The following is a 22,777-nucleotide window of genomic DNA, read 5'->3' on the forward strand; positions in this document are numbered from 1 at the left end:
GCAGCAAACTTCATCTCATTAATAACTTGCGTTGTTAATGTGCGTAGTTTTACTGTACGCAGTTTTCATATACTGCATATAATTTGTGATTTTTCACATCGGTAATTCTGGCTTCAGGAGGATATTTATGAAAAAAGGAATTTTGCATCTGGCAGTAATTATTCTCTTAATCTCAGCTGTCCTAGCAGTCCAGCCTGCACTGGCCGAACAGGACACTGGGTGGGAAACAGAAGAAAACCTCTCCGTATCGGACATGCCGGAATCACTTGCAGACAGCGTAAACTCCCTTTTCGAAATAATAAACTCAGTCCTCGTTCCCCTGAATAATTTTTTACAGGCAACAATAGGATTACTGGATTTTATGAGTTCCATGCTGGAATCTCTGGAAAAGGCTCTTGGGGTTATTGATTCAAACACGGAACTGGCAAACTCAAGTGGAAATCTGGAGCTGGTTCTTGAATCAATAAACCAGAGTAAAGAAGGACTGAACATGAGCAAGGAAATAATAAGCTTTGAGGTTGAGGCTGTAAACTCTACTCTTGAAGACATTAACTCTGATAAGGAATCCATGGGTTCGAACTTTAGCAACCTTCAAAAAACTCTGGAAGATATGAACTCTACCTATGAAGAAATGGAGTCTTTTCTCAGCCCGTAATTTCATATTGAAGCCTGATAGCAGCATGAAAGTAAAAAGAAAAAAAGCAGAAAAGGAAGCTTGAGAACAAAACGAAGAATGATGAACACATGATTGGGCCTTTGTTTGTCAATTCTCCTCTTTTTATCTTTTAGTTCCACATAATAAAATAGCTGGCTCACATTCCAGTATCGCGAAACCATATCGTAAATTTTGTCCCATGATCTCTTTCAAGCTCTATACAGCCGTCTATCTGTTCAACAAGAACATTTACAAGCTGGAGTCCAAGAGAGTTCAAATTCTTAATATCCATTTCTTCGGGAATTCCTTTCCCGTTATCCGATACTATGAGTATATGCCGGAAACCGTTTTTTTGCATACATTCCTTATCTGGAGCTGAAATCTCACTCCTGGGAGCAGAGTTATCAGTTCTTCGAAGGTTTATCTGGATTTTTCCTCTCTCTCCAGCAGGAAAAGCATGTTTAAAAGAGTTTGAAACCAGTTCGTTTACAATAATTCCAAGTGGTATTGCGGTATCCATGCCAATATCCACCTGTTCAAGGTCAAGCTTGAAACTGATATCCCTGTCTCTGGGACTATATGAAGTGAAAAGCTCTGAAGTCAGTTTCCTCAGGTAAGCCGCAAAGTTAAGAGTATCGATTTTATCTCCTTTATATAACTCTTCGTGAATGAGAGCCATAGAAATTACCCGGCTCTGGCTTTCCATAAAAGCCTCGATAACATCAGGAGTCTTGCAAGTTTCAAGGTGAGAGAAGGTTTCTGCCTGAAGGTCAAGTAAGGATGAGATCACCTGCAAATTATTTTTAATCCTGTGGTGAATTTCTTTAATCCGGATTTTTTCTATTTTTTGAAGGGCTTCTTCGGCCTTTTTTCGCTCGGTAATATCATATATCGCACCCTGGTACTTATCCAGAGTTCTGTCATTTCCAGGAATCTTCTGGTAGATTTCGTGCACCCATTTAATTTTACCATCTCTGCGAACTATACGGAAATCAATTTCTCCATAGGCTTTATGTGGAGAATTCCTAACTTCTTCCTCTTCTTCATAAATACGGGGCAGATCTTCGGGATGAATGATCTCCTTCCAAGACTGCCTGGACATGAATTCTTCTTCGCTATATCCTGTAATTTCTTCAACGGTCCCGTGCAGGAATACAGGAATGAAGTTCTCATCTGCCTGAAAAGCGATTCCCTTGAAGTTTTCTATGAATGAGCGGTATCTTTCTTCACTCTCTTCTAGTTTCTGCTGGGCAAGCTTTCTTTCAGTAATATCCTGAACTATTCCCTTTACTCTAATAGGGTTATTATTCTCATCGAAAATAGCCTCGGATTGCATATGGACTGTACGTTCTTCCCCATTAGCCAAGACAATTCTGTAATCAATGCTGTAAGGTTTCCTTATTTCAGCTTTCTTGGTGACATTGTAGAAGATGTCTCGGTCATCTGGATGTATATAATTCGAATATTCATTGTAAGATGGTGCTAGTTTTTGAGGATCGCGTCTGAAAATACGATACATCTCTTCAGACCAGTATGCTTTATCAGCTACAACATCCCACTCCCAGTTCCCAATGTGAGCCATTTTTTGAGCTTCAGAAAGACTTCTTTCACTTTCTTTCAATGAATTGTAAGCTTTCTCAAGCTCTGCTGTACGCTTTTTGACTTTTTCTTCTAAATTGTCTAGAGTTTCTTTCAGTTTAGTTTCTGCTTCTTTCCGCCTGGTAATGTCGGTGAACATAGCCATAGAGCCCATAAATTTGCCATTGCCATCAAAAAGGGATTTAGAACTTACAATTGTACATAGGGGTGAACCATCTTTACGCAGGAATTTGGACTCATAGCTCTCATCGACACCCTGTCGTCTCTTTTCCAGATTTTGTTTGATGATTGCCTTATTTTCTTCATCGGTAAAGTCCCATGCATATCTGCCAATCATTTCATCCTGAGTATATCCTGCCATCTCAGCCATTCTTTTATTAATATAAGTCGTCCTGAATTCGGAATCACTTATCCATATACCTTCGCTGGCTGTTTCTATAATATTCCGATATTTCTTCTCGCTCTCTTGCAGTTCTTTCTCTATCTTTTTACGTTCTGTGATATCTCTAAGGATGAGTGCTAATTTCCCATTTTCAGGGCTAAAAATGTAAACATCAAGGTATTTATCCTCCACATGGCTGAAAATCTCAAAATGAGTTGGCTGGCCCGAAAGTGCAACTTCGCAGTATTTTTTGAGTGCTGTGGCGCTTATGCCGGAAAACACCTGAAGCATAGTTTTGCCTAATATCTGTTCCCTCTTTATGCCCAAAATGAACTCAAAAGCCGGGTTTACCTCAAGATAACGATAGTCATACGGTTTACCTTCTTTGTTAGATATGACTTCTACAAGACCGAAACCTTCGGTCATGTTTGTGAAGAGCATCCGATAACGTTCCTCACTTTTCTGCAGAGCTTCTTCCGCCTCTTTGCGCTCTGTAACATCTCTGATAATAATGACAGTTTTTACAATACTATTCTTATCTTTGAAGAATGAACTCGTTATCTCGCCTGTAAAGATCGTACCGTCTTTCCGCCTGTGATTGAGCTCTCCCTTGAACCTGCCGGTCCTGGCTCTTTCCTCCAGCATAGACTTGAGCCTTGGATCGGATGTATCTACAGTCCCATTTCTTCCAGCCCGAATAATCTCTTCCTCTGTCATCCCAAACATCTGGCAGGCGGCTGGATTGGCTGCATGAATAGTTCCATCGGGCGATGTGATAAAAATAGCATCTATACTGTTATCGAATACTGCCTTATACCGGTCTTCACTCTCATGCAGTGCCTGCTCAATTCGTTTGCACTCAGTATCATTTCTCCTTCCAGAATTTTCTATTTGTTCCCATTTTCTTCCTTTCTTGGCCAGAAAGAATTGATGACTTGCAACAATGTCAACAACGTTGACTACCTTGAACGCATCCAGGCAATAAGCACACATAGCTATTATCGGGTATCTGGCCATGACAGAGTCCAGTCTTCTCTCATAATTAACAAAATCATTCCAGTTTTCTTTTTCCAGCCAGCAAATATTCTCAAATAGCCTCAAACCATTATAACCATTGGACAATGACTTATTTGCTCTTTCAATCAAACTGTCTAAGGCTCTCTGCGAATCGAAATCTTTGTTTTTAAAATACCAGACAGAATGGGGAATGATTTCAATTTGTCCTTTCTTAAGATAAATATCAATATCAGAAGCGGCTGCTTTCAATGTCTCTTTTATCTTCTCTGCTTCCGTGAGCTGGGGTATGATCCATACGCAAAGTTCATTATTTTCCAGCCCTGCTTTTAAATAAGGAATAAGTATATCCATTAAGTCTTCTTTTGTCTGGTAAAATTGACAGAAGTGTGTTCCCCAGGGCACACCTCCAATAATATCAATGCCAGAATTTCTGATATCATTTTTCATCTACTTGTCTCCGACTTTAAGAGATAAAGTTAAAAATCATTGATTCAAAACTCCCAATCTATGTATACCACTACCTATAATCCAATATCAACTTGGCCTGTTCTCTCTAAGTCCCTAAAAAAATCCCACAATAGTATTCAGTTTCCTCATGCAGCATATCCTGAAATCCTTCTTCAACAACTGATCACTGGATTGCCGGTGCACTCTCATTCGTTTCAGGATAATTAAATAATTTATAGGCAATTACTGATTATGTTAATTCAAAATACCCTCTTTTTATGGCAAAATCGCAGGTTTAATCCAGACAACAAAACTTTGTAAACACCATCTTTACCGAAAAAACGCTTCATGGATAATTATTGTATATTCTATTTATAATAATTTGCTCGATAAAAAATATATAATTATATTTTCTACATGAAAACTGCTGGTTCATGTTTCGATATCGTTAAACCATATAGTGAATTTTGTTCCCTGATCTCTTTCAAGTTCTATACAGCCGTCTATCTGTTCAACAAGAATATTTACTAACTGCAGTCCAAGAGAACTGGAGTTCTTAAAATTAATTCCTTCAGGAATTCCTTTTCCATTATCCGATACTTCAAGTATGTAATGGAAATCGTTTTTTCCGCTGCATTCCTTACCTTGACTGGAAGTATTGTTCTTGAAGGCAGAAGTATTGTTTTTGAGGGAAGAGGCTTCCGTTTTGCAAAGATTGATTTGGATTTCACCTTCTCTTTGGTAAGGAAAAGCATGCTTAAAAGAGTTTGAAACCAGTTCGTTTACAATGATTCCGAGGGGTATTGCAGTATCCATACCAAGATAAACCTGCTCAAGATCAAGCTTGAAACTGATCTCCTTATTTCCAGGATTGTACGAACTGAAAAGATTTTCAGTTAGCTTTCTTAGATAAGCTGCAAAATCAAGTGTATCGATTTTATCTCCTTTATATAGTTCTTCATGAATGAGTGCCATGGAAATTACCCGGCTCTGGCTTTCCATGAAAGCCTCGACAACGTCGGGGGTCTTACAAACATCAAGTTTGGAAAAGGTTTCTGCCTGAAGGTCAAGTAAGGATGAGATTACCTGCAAATTATTTTTAATCCTGTGGTGAATTTCTTTAATCCGGATTTTTTCTATTTTTTGAAGGGCTTCTTCGGCCTTTTTTCGCTCGGTAATATCCTGAACTATTCCCTTTACTCGAACAGGGATATTCTGCAGATCAAAAATAACCTGGGATTCCATATGGACTGTACGTTCTTCCCCATTAGCCAGGACTATCCTGTAATCAATACTGTAAGGTTTTCCATTCATAGCTTTCTCAGCGGCATTCCTGACATAATCTTGATCTTGGGGATGCACATAACTCAAAAACTCCTGGTAAGTTGGATACGATTCTTGAAGGTTACGTCCGAAAATGCGATACAGTTCATCAGACCAGTATGATTCTTCAGTTACAATATTCCACTCCCAGTGTCCAACGTGGGCCATTTTTTGAGCTTCAGCGAGACGTTTTTCGCTTTCTTTCAAAGAATTGTAAGCCTTTTCAAGCTCTGCTGTGCGTTCTCTAACCAGTTTCTCTAAATTGTCGAGCGTTTCTTTCAATTTAGTTTCTGCTTCTTTTCGCTCGGTAATATTAATAAATGAGCCCACGCTACCACGCACACGCCCGTTTAAGTCATGCAGCGGGCTTGCTGATGCGAGAATGGTTCGCCATTTTCCATCAGGCAGCAGCACATCTATCTCCATATTGCGTACGTCTGTATTTTTTAAGGCGGCTTGCTGTAGGGGTAATTCACTGGCGGTCAGTTCGCTACCTTTGTAAAAGAAGCGTACCGACTGTGTAAGTTTAGCTGAGATATTTTCTCCTGCTTTGGTATTGTAAAGTTCGTTTGCCATTCGATTGCCTGTGATATTATAACCTTGCGGATCGTGACCAATCAGGATGGCTACAGGTGCTACTTCCATTATAGTTTCCATTTCTTCTGCTCGCTGCCGAGTTTTTTCTTCCAGCTGCTTGCGCTCGGTAATATCTCTAAGGATCAGTGCTAATTTCCCTTTCTCTGGACTGAATACATAAATATCGAGATATTTATCCGCCACATAGCTAAATATTTCAAAATGAACCGGCTGGCGTGAAACCGCTGTTTCATGGTACTTTTCGAGCGCTGTGGGGCTTACGTTAGGGAATAATTCCAGCATAGTCCTGCCTAGCATCCGTTTCTTCTCTACGCCTAAATATCGCCCAAAAGCAGGGTTTACCTCAAGGTAACGATAATCGTACGGTTTACCGTTATCGGTATAGAGAACTTTTACAAGGCTGAACCCGTCGGTCATGTGTGTGAAGAGCATTCGGTAACGCTTCTCGCTCTCCTGCAGCTCCTGCTCAGCTCGCTTGTACTCAGTAATATCTTTCCTTTCTGAGCTATCCTTTTTCTCCCATTTTCCTTTCTTCCTGGCCAGGACGAATTGATGATTTGTAGCAATATCCATTATATCGATTGTACTGCACATCTCAAGGGAATAAGCGCATAGCGTTATTATCGAGTATCTGCCTGTAATAGAATCCAATCTTCTCTCATAATCAACGAAATCATTCCAACTTTCTCTTTCGAGCAAGCAAAAATTTTCTGCTGCTCTTAACCCCTCAAAGCCGACGGCAAGACTTCTGCTGACTTTTACAACCCAGCTGTCTATGGCTTTCTCGAAGTTGAAAACGCCTTCTTTAGAACACCAATCAACATAAGGAATGAGCTCAAATTGTCCATTTTCCAGATAGACATCAAAATAAGGAATAGCTTTTCTAAAGACTTCTTTTATCTCTTCGTCATTTAAAGATCCTGATGTGATCCAGATACAAAGTTCATTATTTTCCAGCCCTGCTTTGAAATAAGGAACAAGTATATCTAATAAATCTTCTTTTGTCTGATAAAACTGGCAGAAGTGGGTACCCCAGGGTATGTTTCCAATGATTTCAACACCAGAAACTCTAATGTTACTTCGCATGTTTCTCTCCGACGTTCGAGTACAAGGTCGAAAGGTTTTTGGTCTTTGTTTCAATGCACTTCCAATCAATAATATTGTTTTATGCTGTTTTAGCTAAAATTCAGATTTATCCATCTAAGTCTAAGCATATCTTTGTAGAGATCAATTGTATCATTAGGTATTATATAATTAAATGATTATACAAAATAAGAATTAACCGTTTACTTGAGAAGACTACAGATTATACTACTGCACTTGAGAAGACTACGGATTATATACCGTATACTCAAGAGTAATTCAATTTCATAGATTGATTTTTTTCTCAATATAATAGGTTAAAAAAACTGGGTTCTGGAACCAAGCCTTAAAAGGACCCTGGAGAATACCAGTATTCAGGAATAAGATGGGGTTGGAGGGAAAACTTGATTGAGGATCTCAAACGGTTCTTTTGAACCTGCCAGAGGATCAAATATCAATATGGTATTGAAAGTAACTCTCCTTTTACTATTTGTTATTTTTCTTGTACCTTTAGCCAGTGCAAAACACTACACTCTGGAAGAAGCTGTAACGAATATAACTATTGATCCCAGCGGTGTGGTTCATGTTGATGAAGCAATTTCATACACATTTGACGGAAATTACAGCTATGTTTATAGAATGCTCAACACCTCGACAGAGGAATCTATTCAGAATATCGAGGGATATTGTTCTGATAATGCATGTAAGTTCAGAGCCGAACGGATTCCTGAAGGGTACAGGTTAATAGGTGAGCTTCCAGAACCTACTCCAAAAAATTTGACTTTTTTTGTTTCTTACGACCATTATGGGGCAGTCAAAGTCCATAATGATACTTCCGAATTTCACAAGCACTGGGGAGAAGAATGGGAAAAACCCCTTGGAAGCCTGAAAGGAAGCATTACTTTTCCGGTAAAAAACGAAAGTGAAATCCATTACTGGACTCACCCTGCTATCTACACGCAGGAAGAGAGCATTGAACATAATGCCCTCAATTTAAAGACAAAAGAGATACCCCCTTCTCACTGGTATGAAATCAGAGCTGTTTTTCCAAGAATCGAATCCCCGAATTCCAGCTTTGTTCAGAGAGATGATGCAAAAAAACTTCAAGAAATATTAACTGCAGAGAAAGAATACCAGCAGAAAGAGTTGAGGTTAGAAAGCCTTTATAGAATAACTGGTTACTTTTTGTTCTTAGTCCTGCTGTTTCCTATCCTTATATACTTTGGATATGGAAGAGGGTTAAAAACGAATAACAAAGAGAAAATAAATTACGAAGAAAGAACAGGTCACAGAAAGAAAACAGATTATGAAAAGAAAAGTAACTACAAAGAAAAACATGACAGAAAGCTGCCTGCAGATTCCAGACCCGCTGTGGTTAACGCCATTATGAAGGGAAGAATGGGTATTCCCACAATGGATGGATTTACTGCTACGTTCATGGACCTTGCTAACCGCGGTTATATTTCTTTAAGGAATTTAGAACCCGAAGAGATAGGCTCGTCAGACATTCCGGAGTCCGAGCCAGAAGATTTTATGATAGAACTGAACCACAGTATATATTATAAAGATAAAGAAAATCTATCTGAACTGGAAGATTTTGAAGAAGATGTACTTCACCTGTTAAAAGATCATGCTTCTGAAAGAAAAGTCTCCTGGAGGGAACTTAGAATGAAGCTTGATAGCAGAATGGATTTTTATCAGTTTATTACTGCCTGGAGTAAAAAAGTTCAGGTTCATACTGAGATTGACAGGTTCTTCAAGTCAACAGGAAACAGATATATGAACCGGTTCTCTCGAGGCGTTTTAATATCGGCAATTGTTTATTATATTGCAATTTCCGGATATTTTCCTTCGGATGAGTTTCCCCAAGTGTCAAGGATCAATACGATGACTGCTTTGATCGGGATTTGGGGATTCGTCATGACAAAGAATTCCGGGATGTTCGTAAAAATATTTGGACGCTGGACTCCTGAAGGGAACCTCTACTATGAACGCTGGGATAATTTTAAAGAATATTTAACAAACCTTTCTACTCTCAAAAAATGTCCTCCTGAATCAATAAAGACCTGGGACTTATATCTGGTGTATGCAGCTTCTCTGGGAGTTGCAAAGCAGGCCTTTCAGAATATGTCCCTGATTGTTCCTTTTGAACAGTTTAAAGAGAGCTGTTTCCTTCCTATAAGTCACTATTATAATCAATCTAATAATCAGTCTGGCTACGGACATGGAAATACCTGCTCCTCATCCTGTTCAGATAAGGGTGAAAATGGAGAAGATAAAAAGACAGGTAGTGGCTCTGAGGATAGGAGCCGCGGTGCCGAATAAGTACTCCTGAAACCTTGAGAACCTCAAAAAAACCTGTTAGAGCTAACAGATTCGGATTAACCAGCTTTGATAGAGGCTATATTTCCGGACTTTCCTCAACTTTTTTATTTTTCGTGTTTTTTAAGAAAAACTCTGATAAGATATTAGTATTCTTAACATAATATAGATCTGGAGGAATCTGGCTGAGGTTTTCACATGGTCCTGTTGAATCTCTTATAGAGGCAAATGTTAATTTTACAGTATTGAAAGTAATTCTTCTTTTTCTGGTTATTCTCTGTCTGGTACCCTCAGCCAGTGCAAGAGACTATGCACTGGAAGGAGCGACAACAAATATAACTATAGATTCAAGCGGCATAGTTCACGTAGAGGAATCGATTTCATACGTGTTTGAAGGAAATTATAATGAAGTTTTCAGAACACTTGATGTGCCGCCCGGAGAATCCATCCGGAATATAGAGGGACATTGCTCGGATGAAGCCTGTACTTTCAGAGTTGAACCGACTTCCGAAGGCTACGAGTTAATAGGCGAGCTTCCGAATTCTACTCCGGAAGAAGTGACTTTTTTTATTTCCTATGATCACTATGGTGCAGTCAAGGTCCACAAAGATATTTCCGAATTTCACTACAAGCTCTGGGGCGAGGAATGGGAGAAACCTCTTGGAAGCTTGAGAGGAAGTATTACCCTTCCTGTGGAAAACGAAAGTGAGATCCAGTATTGGATTCATCCGACCGGTTATACGCAGGCTGCAAGTGTGAAACAGAATGTTCTCAATTTAAAAACAAATGAAATTCCCTCATACCAGTGGTATGAAATCAGGATTGCTTTTCCAAGAATAAAATCTCCCGATCCAAGCCTGGTCCAGATAGACGACGCAGAGGGCCTTGAAGAAATATTAGCTATTGAGAACGAATACCAGCAAAAAGGCTTAATCTTAAAGAACCTTTACAGGCTGACAATTTTGCTTGCTCTCCTCGCCCTGGCACTGCCGTTTCTCATTTACTTCAGGTATGGGAGAGAACCGAGAATTGATTACGAAGCAATATATGAAAGAGAACCGCCTACGGATTCAAGACCTGCCGTAGTCAACGCCATCATGCAGGGGAGAATAGGCACTCCTACGATGGACGGATTTACTGCTACGGTTATGAATCTTGCTAACCTTGGTTATATTTCTCTTCGCACTATAAAATATGAAGAAAGCAAGGCACTGGGCCTGTTCAAGTCCGAGTCCGAAGATATTTTGATTGAACTTGCCAGCCCTGACTTGTATACGAAAGCTAAAAGTGACCTTACCAAACTGGAAGACTTTGAGAAAGATGTGTTCGATTTACTGAAAAAACATGCTTCAGGAAATAAAATTTCATGGGCTAAACTGAAAAAAGAGCTTGGAAAAGGGACTGATTTCTATAATTTTGTGCTCGATTGGAATAAAAAGGTTGAAAGACATATTGTAGTTGAGAAACTCTTCCGGTCCACAGGAAATACATATATGACCCTTTTTGGTGCGGCAGTTTTAATAGCGGCAGTTGTTTACTTTATTGCAATTCCCAGATTTTTCCCATCAGATACATTTCCCCTGGCGTCAAATATGAATATACTGGTAATTTTAATCGGAGCTTTCGGGTTAGTTATGATAGTTTTTTCAGGGACATTCGAAAAGGTACTTGGACGATGGACTCCCGAAGGAAGGCTTTATTATAAACGCTGGAACAACTTCAAAAGATATCTCACAGACTTTTCCGCACTTAAAGAGCATCCCCCTGAATCGATAGAAATCTGGGACTCTTATCTGGTGTATGCAACAGCTCTTGGAGTCGCAGAGGAAGTCCTTAAAAATATGTCTTTAGTCGTTCCTGCTGAACAGCTGAGAGCAAGTCACTTCTATTACGTGCACCACAGCTACGGTCAATTCGGTTCCGGTTTTGGAAGGGCCTATTCTTCATCCTCTCCGTCCTCAAGCGGAAGCGGAGGCGGAGTAGGCGGTGTGGGCGGTGGCTCAGGTGGCGGAGGCGGTGGAGCCCGATAAACTATTTTTGATAAATGGATGGTGATGTACTTGTTATTAGAAATTTTGATAGTAGCAATAATAGTTCTGAATTTACTTTTTGTTATAGTTTACAATAACCTTATTAAGCAGAGAAACAGGGTAGAAAATGCCTGGGCCCAGATAGAAGTCCAGCTGAAAAGGCGCTATGACCTCATTCCGAACCTTGTAGAAACCGTGAAAGGATATGCAAAACACGAAAAAACTCTTTTCGAAAACATTACAAAAGCCAGAGCTGCGGTAATGTCTGCACAGAATGTCAATGAAACTGCAGAAGCATCAAACTATCTTTCCTCAACCCTTAAGTCCCTGTTTGCAGTAGCAGAGAACTATCCTGAACTGAAAGCAAACCAGAACTTCATCCAGCTCCAGAAGGACCTTCTGGAGACCGAGAACAAAATCGCCTATTCAAGACAATTTTACAATGACACGGTTATGAAGTACAATATCAGTATTCAGACAATCCCCAAAAACATTGTTGCATCTCTTATGGGATTCACGAAAAAAGACTTATTCGAAACCCTGCAGGCAGAAAGGGAAGCTCCTAAGGTTAACTTCTGATATTATGTGCTGTAAAAGAAGGGCAAGAAGAAAGCAGAAATTTGAAAAGAAGAAGTTTTTGATGCAATTAATTCTACTTTGTTTATACATGGACAGGGTTTTAGCGGCTTCATTTTTTAGCTTTTTCAGTAGCTTTTTATTTTTTTTCTTTTCGGGACATGCCGCTTTCCTGCGTCGAGCGTGACAAAAATCGGGAAGTGCATCCGGGTAGGCAGTCAATAGATTAATATTACTCCAGGGCAAGCTGAATTGCATCTTTCATCTATTCTATCCCGTGCCACCTCACTTGGCGTTGGGCTTAGATCAAGTTAAAGCATAACCTTCATCCGCACCGAAAAAATAAAAATTAAAATCTTAACTCCAGAACATTAGCCCCTTAGTGGGTCACCAGAACATGACATACAATAAGAGTAGAATAAAGTGGAGTAGAAAAATGGAAATTTCCCGCCTGCTAAATGAAATAAAAGCTTCCAGCCGATACGAAAACCAGATAGTCCATATTGAAGAAACTCCTGCAAGGGATGCCCTTTATGCACCGCTTGAGCTGAAGGCACAGGTAAAAACTGCCCTTTCAGGCATCGGGATTGAAGCCCTGTACTCCCACCAGGCTGAAGCTATAGAAAAGGTTCGGGAAGGAAAAGACCTGGTGCTTTGCACTAGCACAGCAAGCGGAAAATCCCTTACTTATATGGTCCCTATTTTTGAGGCGGTCCTGAAAGATCCTGAGGCTACTGCCCTTTATATTTCTCCTCTGAATGCCCTTGTAAATGACCAGTTAAAGGCATTCCTTGAATTCGAAGGGGCGCTGAATTCCGGGGCAGGTATAGCCCGTTATACCGGTGCTCTGACCGCAGATCAGAAGAGGAAGATCAGGGAAGGGCAGACAAATATTGTTTTTACAAACCCTGAAATGGTCCATATGAGTTTTCTTGCCTGGCACCATCTCTGGAGGCGCTTTTTTTCAAACCTCAGATTCATTGTTGTTGACGAGAGCCATTACTACAGGGGAGTTATAGGAAGCAATATGGCAAACGTGCTTAGAAGACTCCTCAGGGTTGCGGAATATTATGGGGCTTCCCCGCAATTTATCTGCTGTTCTGCAACCATAGGGAACCCGAAAGAGCATACTGAAACTCTGCTGGGAAGGGGAGCTGAAGTTGTTGAGAATAATGGGTCTTCTCAGGGTTCCCAGAAATTTGTATTCTGGAACCCGCCTCTTTACCTGAACGGGAGAGGGTGCACTGTCAGGAAAAGCAGCTTTTCCGAAACCTCAACTCTTTTTACTCGGGCAGTCCAGACTGGGCTCCAGACCCTTGTTTTTACCCGGTCAAGGCAGGGAGTGGAGAGAATGTATAAGAGCTGCAGGGAACTTTTGAGGGAGCGCGGGCTCTCTTCTGCAATCTGCTCGTACAGGAGCGGCTATTTTGACAGGGAAAGGGAAGAGATTGAAAAGAAAATGAATTCAGGAGAGCTTAAGGGTGTTATTTCCACAAATGCCCTCGAACTCGGGATAGATATAGGAGGGCTTGATGCCTGTATCCTTGACGGCTATCCGGGCACGGTTATGAGCGCAAGGCAGCAGGCAGGAAGGGCGGGCAGAAGCGGGAATGAAAGCCTTGTCCTTATGGTAGCCGGGACAAACGCTCTTGACCAGTATTATATGCGAAACCCCGACGACTTCTTTGCAAGAAACAGCGAAAATGCGGTGCTTAACCCTAAAAATCCCTATATCCTTGCAGGTCATCTGCTCTGCGCAGCAAAGGAAATCCCCCTCAGAGAATCGGATGAAAAATATTTTGGCAAGGGATATTCAAGAGTTGTGGAGCTCCTTGAAGCCGAAGGACTGCTCGCAGGAAGTGACCTGAAATACTCTACTGATCCTTTTCCTTATAAGCACGTCTCTCTGCGGGGAATAGATAATAATACTTACTCTCTTCTTGCCTTTGAAGGTGAAAGGAGCTTTCCTATAGAAAAAGACATTGAAGAAACTCTGGCTTTCCGAGAATGCCATCCTGGAGCAGTCTACATGCACAGAGGAGAGCCGTTCTATATAAACAGGATCGACCATGAGAAAAAGGAAATCTATGCTGTAAAAACACACGACAGCTATTATACAAAACCCATGATAGATTCGTCAGTCCTTGTGCAGGAGACCTATGCGGTAAAGCCGCTCCTGCGCGCTCCTGAGGTAGAGGTAGGGCTCGGGGAAGTAGAGGTAACGGACAGGATAATAGGTTACAGGAAAATTCGGACCCACAGCGACGAGACCATGAGTGCCCACGATATCGAAATGCCTCCTGTAACCCTCCAGACAGTTGCACTCTGGCTTAAGCTTCCTGACAGGCTCCAGGAACTCATAGGGGACCATAAACTGGATTTTGCAGGCGGGATACATGCTGTTGAGCATGCAATGATTTCCATGTACCCATTGCATCTGCTTGTGGACAGGAGCGATGTAGGTGGGGTCTCAACTCCATCCCATCCCGACCTGGAAAGTAAAAGCGGGATTTTCATTTATGACGGGCACAGAGGAGGGGTCGGGTATGCCGAAAAAGGCTATGACCTTATCGAAGAGATCCTGGAAGGTACCTTAAAAGCCATCGAGAGCTGCCCCTGTGAAAGCGGCTGTCCAGGATGTATCCAGTCCCCCAAGTGCGGGAACAACAACGAGCCTCTTGATAAACATGCGGCAATCATGCTACTTCATGAACTCCTGGGGAAAGATCCTTATATTCCTCCCGAGAAAAAAGAAAAGCACCTTTCCGAAGCCAGAGCTCTGAGGCAGGGTCCTCAGCAAAAAAAAGATGCAGAAAATTCCCTTGACAGGGTGAGAAGGCAGCTCAGGCGGGAAACCATAAAACAGGAACCTCAAGCAGGGAAGGAGAAAAAGGAAAAAACCTTCATTGCTACGGACGAAAACGGTGGAATGATCGGAGTTGTCTCAGCCCCCTCTCCGGAAAAAGCTGCAGCAAAAACATTTCATCAGAAACTTGCAGGGCAAAAGGGAGCTACGAGAGAAAAGCCCCTCGAGATCAGGATCAGGGATCTTGGAGCAAGCAGTGATTACCACTTCAACATCTGGACTGAGCTTTTCGAAGCCACAGAAAATGAAATTCCTGAAAAAGGAGAAGGGAAAAAGGCTTTAAGGAAACTGATTATTAAAAAAATCAACTGAAGAAAGGGATAATTTTAGGTTTCAGACTTCAGACCTTACCGTTTTTTTATTCCACACTTCTCTCTGGTTTTTTATTCCACACTTCTCTCTGGTTTTCCTGTTTTTCTGTTAAATTTGTTTCAATTATATCAGGCGTTTTTTACTTTTGTTTATTTTCTCTGATTTTCTCTTTTCTGGACTTTGAGATTTTACATATTTTTATTTATACTTAGGAGGGGGAGTGAAAATTTTTTATACTGATAACTCCATATATGTTAGATAGTGGGAAATAAAATAAATAAAGTGGGAAAAGGAGGAAGGTTATTTGCAAAAGTTATTTTTTCTGATGGCATTTACCTGCCTATTTATGGGCTTTATGTTTGCAATTTTTGTCAGCCAATAATTGCTGCGTTTTAGAAAATACCTTATAAATACCTGAGGAAGTAGACTGTGAGAATTTACGGGCATAACTTCTGTATCCCGGTACTGTATGGATGCGGTCTTTTGTCGAAGAGATTCCATTCAACGGAAAAGGGTACTTTACGGAGTAGGGTGTAAATATAAACAGGAATATAATAATTTGCTAAGCACTGTGGGGAATTCAAGAAAAACAAAGGAATTTCTGTTGTAGCCTAAGGAAATTAGCAGGTTGTTAAGGACTTAAAGCGAGAATTCCAGGGGAGCTGCCCATGGGTAACGAAGATCAAGCTATTGAGAAAGAAAAGATAAGATCCGCATATGATGCTGTAATTATAGGGGCAGGACCTGCGGGGATGTTTGCAGCTTACGAGCTTGCAGCCGGGAGGCTGAAGATTCTTGTTATTGATATGGGCAGGGATATTGACAAACGCCTCTGTCCCATGAAAACCCAGAGTTACTGCATGCACTGTATCCCGTGCGAAATCATGTGCGGGGTTGGAGGCTGCGGGACGTTTTCGGACGGGACACTAAACCTGCGGCCCGATATTGGAGGAGACCTTGCAGCCCTGACCGGAGACCAGACCGAAGCCTGGGAGCTGGTGGACAGGGTAGATAAAGTTTTCTTGAAATTCGGAGCACCTCAGGGTGCCCTTCTTACCGAAGGTCCGGAGATAGAGGAATTAAAACGCAGGGCTGCCTCGGCAGGAGCCCGGTTTATAGAGATCAAGCAGCGGCACATAGGTTCGGACAATGCCCCTGCAGTTATAGGACGCTTCAAACAGGACCTGGTCGATAAAGGTGTAAGTTTTCTGATTGAGACTGAAGTCCATGATCTGCTGATTGAGGGTGGAAAGTGCAAAGGTGTTATCCTCTCAGGGGGAAGGGTTATCCGTGCAAATTATGTACTCCTGTCTCCGGGAAGAAGGGGCTGCAAGTGGGTCTCGGAAATGATCGAAAAACACGATCTAAAGGCCCGTTACGGTGGTATTGATATAGGAGTAAGGGTGGAAGTTCCCGCAATTGTTATGGATCCTGTTACAAAAATTAACCGTGACCCTAAATTCCATATCCAGAGCCGCCGATATGATGACTTTGTCAGGACTTTCTGCACCAACAGGCGCGGTTTTGTTGTAAAAGAGGAGTACGAAGACTTTATTGCAACAAATGGTCATTCGATGGCAAATACGGAGTCCGAAAACACCAATTTCGCATTCCTTGTCCATATCGAACTGACCGAGCCCATGGAAAACACAACCAAATACGCCCGCTCAATAGCAAAACTCGCAACAACTATCGGCGGAGGAAAACCTGTCCTGCAGCGCATGGGTGACCTGAGGCGCGGACGCCGTTCCACAAAAGAACGTCTTGCCAAAAACCTGGTTATAAACACATTGAAAGATGTCACACCAGGCGATATCTCAATGGCTCTTCCGCACAGGATAGTTATGGACATAATCGAAGGTCTCGAGACCTTAAACGAGATCATTCCCGGTGTTGCTTCTGACTCAACCCTGCTTTATGCTCCTGAAGTCAAGTTCTATGCCATGCACCTGGATGTAGACCGCCAGATGGAAACCAGCGTGAAAAATCTGTTTGCAGCAGGAGACGGTGCAGGACTCTCAAGAGATATAGTCAACGCCGCTGCAACCGGAATTATGGCTGCAGAAGGGATTATGAAAAAAGTCAGACAGGATATGAATAAGCTCGAAGACGATGAAAAACAAATTCAGAAGGACTGAAGATTTTAAAAAACTGTTGGCCTTGTTTATTTTAATTTTGTTTAAAAGAGTTTGCGTTCCCATCTGAAATACCTGGAAGTTCCGAAAGGCATTAAAAGATTTAACTTTGAAGTTTTAGTTTGGGAAGAGGTTTGAGGTATTTGACTTGTGGGTTGTGGGTTGAGAGTTTTCGTTTTTTAGTTCTTTTAGTGTGGGTAAATATTTTGGAGTAGGTGTTTGCTTGCTAGTGGGGTGTTCAATTGATGAGAACGCAAGTTATACTACGCACTCGGGGTATATATTATTTTTAACGAATAATTTCGACGCATGTGTATAACCATTAGTTAATCAAAATAACTTTAGATTAGTGATGTAAGGTTATATAATTAGTAGAATAATATCTAAAAATTATAAAAAATGCTGGAAAGTAAGAATTATAGTGAAATTTTGCCATCGGGTATGAAGATGGAAAATCTACTAAAAATCATTTGATTTATTTAACTTTGAAGTTTTAGTTTTATTTTAAAAGAGTTTGCGTTCCCATCTGAAATACCTGGAAGTTCCGAAAGGCATTAAAAGATTTAACTTTGAAGTTTTAGTTTGGGAAGAGGTTTGAGGTATTTGACTTGTGGGTTGAGAGTTTTCGTTTTTTAGTTCTTTTAGTGTGGGGTAGATCTTTTGGAGTAGGTGTTTATTTGCTATTGGGGTGTTCAATTGATGAGAACGCAAGTTATACTATGCACTCGAGGTATATATTATTTTTAACGAATAATTTCGACGCATGTGTATAACCATTAGTAAATCACTATAGCTATTACTTTACTGATATAGTATTTATAGTTACAAAATTCATCCCATAACAGAATTGTTGAATCCAGACAGTTACTGTTTTCTAGGTATGTATCTTAACTCAACTGTATAAATTTTGAAAATTTCTTTTCAACACTTTTTTCTATCTTTCCAAAAGATATCTATGATAGATACAATATTAAAAAAGTGGCAATTAAAAACAAAAATCAAATTACGGGCGGCCACCCCACCCTAAAGGATGGGGTATGCTTCGGGCCGCCCGCCCGGTTGTTCTGGTAATTAGAAATCATCAAGTCTTCTTTGCTTGGATCTCATGAACCTATGCAATCGAGACTCTTCACTCGGTTTTCCTTGCGATTCTTTAATGTAATGCTTAATTGTATCAGCAGTTACGTTTCCAACGGATCGATAGAACTTTCCACTTGACCATAGATTTCCACCCCAATATCGTTTTTTAAGATCAGGATGAAGCTTGAATAAGCTGTAAGAACTACCTCCTTTCAAATACTGAATTACCTCTGACAGAGAATTACTTGGATGAAATTCAAGAAACAAATGAACATGATCATCTACTACTTCCATTGCATGTATTTTGTAGCCATTTTTAGCACAAATTATACTGAGAATCAACTCGCAATCCTTTTTAATTCTCTTATTGTAGAATATATTGTATCGATACTTAGGCACCAACACGATGTGGTAAGTAATCTGACCATAGCCATGGCTAAAACTGCGTAATTCCAACTTATATCACATCCTAGCCAAAGGTGGCTGGCACCACCTCTGGTTATGGTGCCAAAAAAACCTTATTTTACAAAAAAAGTGAGGATTTAGATAATTAAAGTGAAAAAACGAAGAGGCGAGGGTTCACTTCATCCCCGACCTGAAGGACGGGGTATTCGTGACCCTCTGCGCTCCATTAGTAATAAATATATATGTAAATACTATTCGTAAAAATGCTATGTGCATGTCTCGTAATTAAGAAAATAGTTTGCGTTCCCATCTTAAAAACCTGGAAATTCAGAAATTAGTTATAAGAGATTTAACTTTTGGTTTTCTAGTTTGGGAAGAGGTTTGAGGTATTTGACTTGTGGGTTGTGAATTTACCGTTTTTTAATCATTTTAGTGTGGGTAGATTCTTTTTGGAGTAGGTGTTTGCTTGCTAGTGGGGTGTTCATTAGATGAGAACGCAAGTTATACTACGCACTCGGGGTATATATTATTTTTAACAACTAATCGCAACGCAGAGATATAATCAGTAGAGAATCAAGATAACCTTAGTTCAATAGTGAAATGTCACAGGAGTGATATAAATGCGGCATGAGAAGACTGTTTTTATGTAAATCTCCTCATGAATGAATGTTTTTAAGCACTGTTGCAGATCAAAGGCGATTGTGAAAGATTTTGTTAGCAAGTGCAGCCACCGAAAAAACAGAATTGGATAAGCCTATTCCATTACAGGTGGTGACTATTCAATTGAAGTAAGTTAAACTTTGTTTCAATTTATTAACCTCATAAGAAAAGTTAGGTAAGAAGGGGTTATGGCCTGAAAAATAAAAAAGAAGTTGTAAAAATCTTCCAAAAAAAACATATTCACTATCTTTAACGTGTCTTTTCACCGAACGCAGCTCGGGCCAGTCCGAAAAAGCACAAAAGAAAACAGATTCTTAGCACATAGAATTCCTTGAATATTCAATTTTTGAAAAAAGGACGTTAATATCTATTTTTTTCCTTAAAAAAGGAGTTAATCAGCTAGAAAAAATCCAAAAAAATAAAAGGCTTCTTTGAGCCTGAATTCAATAAATCTTTCTGCTTTTAAAAAACAGAACAAGAAGCTAATTTTTCATTTTTTTTCTTTTTGGGACTGGCCGCTCTCCTGCGTCGAGCGTGACAAAAAGGGCAACACGCTGTTAAATGAAATAGAGAACGTAAAATCTCTCTGTCAGATACAGGCCATGAATGGGTCATGAATGGGTCACTAATTCCATATATTTTAGATCAAAAATTAAGGATATAATAGATACTCTGTCATTTTTCACCTATTTGTTTGAGAACATTCTTATCTACCATATTCTGAAGATCACGTTTTGCCGTAGAAGCACTTACATTACGAATTTTCTGATATTCTTTATTTGTTATCTGTCCATTCTCTTTGAGATATCCAACAGCTTTTATCTGACGGCTACTCAGTCCTATTTGCCCGTACTTTTCCTTCATTGAACGATCACTGCTCAGTTTCTTGACCTTATTTTCTACTCTTGAGATTTCAACTGCAATGCCGAAAAGGAAATATTCCAGCCATCCCGTAAGTTCTCCTCTTTTTGCATCGGCATCAGCAAGAGCTGAATAGTAAGCCTGGCGGTCTTCATTGTAGTACTCTTCAAGGGCAAAAAATTTCTTTGTATCACAACCTCTTTTTGTCAAAATAAGTGTGGAAATAGCCCTTGCAGTCCTGCCATTACCATCAAGGAATGAGTGAATTCGAGCAATCAAGAAGGGATCTGGTGAGTAATGAGATTTCTTCGGGTTCTGGTGAGGTGTAGGTTATTTTTCCTGTTTTCGGGTTTCCGACAACTATCCTAACCTTCCGGTAGTTTCCGGCAGAAGAGTCCGGCAGGGTACCTTTTACTGTAAGCCTGTGGATTTCGAGGAGGATATCTTCAGTAATTGTAGCGTTTTCTTCAAGGCTGTCTATATAACCAAGCACATCAACATAGTTCTGGACTTCTTTTTTATCCTTTTCGCCTGCAAGGACGTCTTTTCCTGCAATAAGCAGGCTTACTTCTTCAAGAGTAAGCTGATTCCCTTCTATACTTGTTGTGTGATGAGTCTGTTTTATAAGGGCTTCTCGCTGGAGCTCTCTCTCCCATGCCGGAATGAGGTGACTATTCAAAATGACCTCCCGGGCAGCCTGAATTCTCGCAAGCAGACGCACGATTTTATTTGTATATTTAAAAATAGGCTGAAACATAACCAATTTTCCGATTTTTGTCCCTATTAAAGGAGTTACTCTTTTCATTATTAACTTAGCGATACTTTATTTCAAAACCCATAGAAATCTGAGGATGTTAATGGGGACTGCTACCTGAGGTAAAAACCATGTCATCAAACCTTCCTAAATTAGTTTTCTTGAGCGAAGCGAAAAGGACATCTGGCTCCCGAGGAGAGACTAGGGAAGTCGAATCTCATGGACTTGTGTGACAAAACGAATCCAAACTAAGGAAGACTCAGGAAGATAGTGAGAAACTTATGGAAGTGATTGTGAAGGGATTTGCTAATGGAGCAACTGCCTGAAAAATAAAAAAAGAGTCGTAAAGCATTACCGAAAAAACAAGCTCATCATCCTTAACCTATCTTTTCACCGAGCATTATTTCGAACAAGCCCGAAAAACGTAAGAATCAAACTTTCGATAGTTTGATATATCTGTTAATTTTCTCTAAAACTATGGTCATTGATCTTCAGGTAGAAGAGAAAGTTAACGTTTTAGAGCCCTGTAATAAGAATAAAGAAGATTGTAATAAAAGTAAAGAAGAATTTTTGAAATGGAACTATGAACAGTGTCAGACTGGCTATCACTCTAGAGATCAGATGACAATTGATATTTTTTATAAAATGAGTCAGATTTTTACATTCCTTATAGCCTTACTTGCGGTATCGTTCTTAACTCAACTTCGTGGAATCTTGATAGCGTATATAATTATCGTTGGTATATTTGGGTTTTTATCACTCAGTTCTCTCTTATTGCACCTTCAATCTATGGTAAGCTGTAAAACTGCATTAAGATGGGGATGTAAGTCTATTGAAGAGGAGTTAGTGAAAAATTACCCTGGGAGCGAAATACCACATCATTGGGAGCTTATTGATAAAAGAAGAAGGCAAGGAATAGAAAAAAATCGCTTATTACGTATCTTGTCAATTTTTTAGCTCGAAAGAAGAGAGAGTTAATAAAAGATCTGAGAAAGATGGAGTGACTGTTATCTGGTCAGGAATGATTCTAGTCATTCTCTGGGTCGTTATCGTTTCACTAACATACATCTATGCTTAAGCCTTATCAGAAAAGTAGAATAATTACAATGTAAGGTAACGACGAAAGTTATTAAACTTTGCCAAAAATTAATCCTATCGGTTCAGCTCAATATATTATAAGCTAGTCCTCTGAATGAGCGAAGAAATTAGGGAAGTGGTGAAATGGACTCTACCTATCTGGAAAGGCTTGCTTTTATAATAGAGCCTATCCCAAAAGTAATATTATGCTGAAATTATAAATATAGTTATATGTCATTCCATGAAATCGATGACGTTCTATGGGAATCAATAGAGCCTTATCTTCCTCCTCAGAAACCACATACAGGAAGACCACGTGCAAATATGAGGAAGTTAATGAATGGTATTTTGTACGTTGTTATGACAGGTTGTACATGGAAAGATGTTCCTCGCCGCTATGGTTCTAAATCAACCGTTCATAGATTCCACCTCTACCTCTGTGAACATGGAATTTATCAGGAAATCTTTAATGAACTTTTAAACAAAGGTTATGATTTGAAGAAAATAGATCTCTCTCATTGTTTTACTGATACAAAGGATATTCCGACTAAAAAAGGGGGAATATCGGCTACGACGGTCATAAAAAAGTAAAAGGA

Annotated in this window: 13 protein-coding genes; 8 read left to right on the forward strand and 5 right to left on the reverse strand. The window is 40.1% G+C overall.

What is annotated here, in order from left to right; translation table 11 throughout:
- Positions 1-127 precede the first annotated feature (127 nt).
- Positions 128-655 (forward strand): hypothetical protein, encoded by a 528-nt coding sequence (locus tag MSHOH_RS14450; protein ID WP_048140649.1) that lies wholly within the window; start codon positions 128-130, stop codon positions 653-655.
- Positions 656-812: 157 nt separating this feature from the next.
- Here the strand turns inward: MSHOH_RS14450 and MSHOH_RS22255 are convergent, their stop codons facing one another.
- Positions 813-4,100 carry a PAS domain S-box protein gene (locus MSHOH_RS22255; RefSeq protein ID WP_052730876.1) on the reverse strand — a complete coding sequence of 1,096 codons (3,288 nt, stop codon included), beginning with the start codon at positions 4,098-4,100 and terminating at the stop codon, positions 813-815.
- Positions 4,101-4,532: 432 nt separating this feature from the next.
- Positions 4,533-7,106 carry an MEDS domain-containing protein gene (locus tag MSHOH_RS22260; RefSeq protein ID WP_052730877.1) on the reverse strand — a complete coding sequence of 858 codons (2,574 nt, stop codon included), beginning with the start codon at positions 7,104-7,106 and terminating at the stop codon, positions 4,533-4,535.
- A gap of 405 nt (positions 7,107-7,511) precedes the next feature.
- Between MSHOH_RS22260 and MSHOH_RS14465 the strand changes: the two genes are divergently transcribed.
- The 5 genes from MSHOH_RS14465 to MSHOH_RS14485 all read left to right on the forward strand — a co-directional run bounded on the left by MSHOH_RS14465 (position 7,512) and on the right by MSHOH_RS14485 (position 17,347).
- Positions 7,512-9,428, forward strand: a complete 1,917-nt coding sequence (locus MSHOH_RS14465) for a DUF2207 domain-containing protein (protein WP_048140651.1) — start codon at positions 7,512-7,514, stop codon at positions 9,426-9,428.
- A gap of 242 nt (positions 9,429-9,670) precedes the next feature.
- Positions 9,671-11,455 (forward strand): DUF2207 domain-containing protein, encoded by a 1,785-nt coding sequence (locus MSHOH_RS14470; RefSeq protein WP_239450988.1) that lies wholly within the window; start codon positions 9,671-9,673, stop codon positions 11,453-11,455.
- 24 nt (positions 11,456-11,479) lie between these two features.
- The gene (locus MSHOH_RS14475; RefSeq protein WP_239450989.1) at positions 11,480-12,034 is read left to right on the forward strand and encodes a LemA family protein; all 555 of its coding nucleotides are present in this window, start codon (positions 11,480-11,482) and stop codon (positions 12,032-12,034) included.
- A 433-nt stretch (positions 12,035-12,467) separates the two neighbouring features.
- Positions 12,468-15,209 carry a DEAD/DEAH box helicase gene (locus MSHOH_RS14480; protein ID WP_048140658.1) on the forward strand — a complete coding sequence of 914 codons (2,742 nt, stop codon included), beginning with the start codon at positions 12,468-12,470 and terminating at the stop codon, positions 15,207-15,209.
- A gap of 668 nt (positions 15,210-15,877) precedes the next feature.
- Entirely contained in the window at positions 15,878-17,347 is a 1,470-nt protein-coding gene (locus MSHOH_RS14485; RefSeq protein ID WP_048140662.1) for an NAD(P)/FAD-dependent oxidoreductase, read from the forward strand.
- A gap of 1,068 nt (positions 17,348-18,415) precedes the next feature.
- Here the strand turns inward: MSHOH_RS14485 and tnpA are convergent.
- From tnpA to MSHOH_RS14500, 3 genes are all read right to left on the reverse strand, one after another.
- Positions 18,416-18,880: an IS200/IS605 family transposase gene (tnpA, locus tag MSHOH_RS14490; RefSeq protein WP_048137183.1), complete on the reverse strand. Its 465-nt coding sequence runs from the start codon at positions 18,878-18,880 to the stop codon at positions 18,416-18,418.
- A 1,284-nt stretch (positions 18,881-20,164) separates the two neighbouring features.
- Positions 20,165-20,629, reverse strand: coding sequence for a Fic family protein (locus MSHOH_RS14495; RefSeq protein ID WP_158024189.1), 465 nt, complete (start codon positions 20,627-20,629; stop codon positions 20,165-20,167).
- A complete protein-coding gene (locus tag MSHOH_RS14500; protein WP_162197642.1) occupies positions 20,601-21,029 on the reverse strand; it encodes a Fic family protein in 429 nt (142 codons plus the stop codon). Before MSHOH_RS14500 ends, MSHOH_RS14495 begins: the two co-directional genes overlap by 29 nt.
- A 552-nt stretch (positions 21,030-21,581) precedes the next feature.
- Between MSHOH_RS14500 and MSHOH_RS14505 the strand changes: the two genes are divergently transcribed.
- Positions 21,582-22,061 (forward strand): hypothetical protein, encoded by a 480-nt coding sequence (locus MSHOH_RS14505; protein WP_158024191.1) that lies wholly within the window; start codon positions 21,582-21,584, stop codon positions 22,059-22,061.
- Positions 22,062-22,412: 351 nt separating this feature from the next.
- Positions 22,413-22,772, forward strand: a complete 360-nt coding sequence (locus tag MSHOH_RS14510; RefSeq protein ID WP_048136859.1) for a transposase — start codon at positions 22,413-22,415, stop codon at positions 22,770-22,772.
- Positions 22,773-22,777 lie beyond the last annotated feature (5 nt).

The organism is Methanosarcina horonobensis HB-1 = JCM 15518, from assembly GCF_000970285.1.
GTDB classification, from domain to species: Archaea; Halobacteriota; Methanosarcinia; order Methanosarcinales; family Methanosarcinaceae; genus Methanosarcina; species Methanosarcina horonobensis.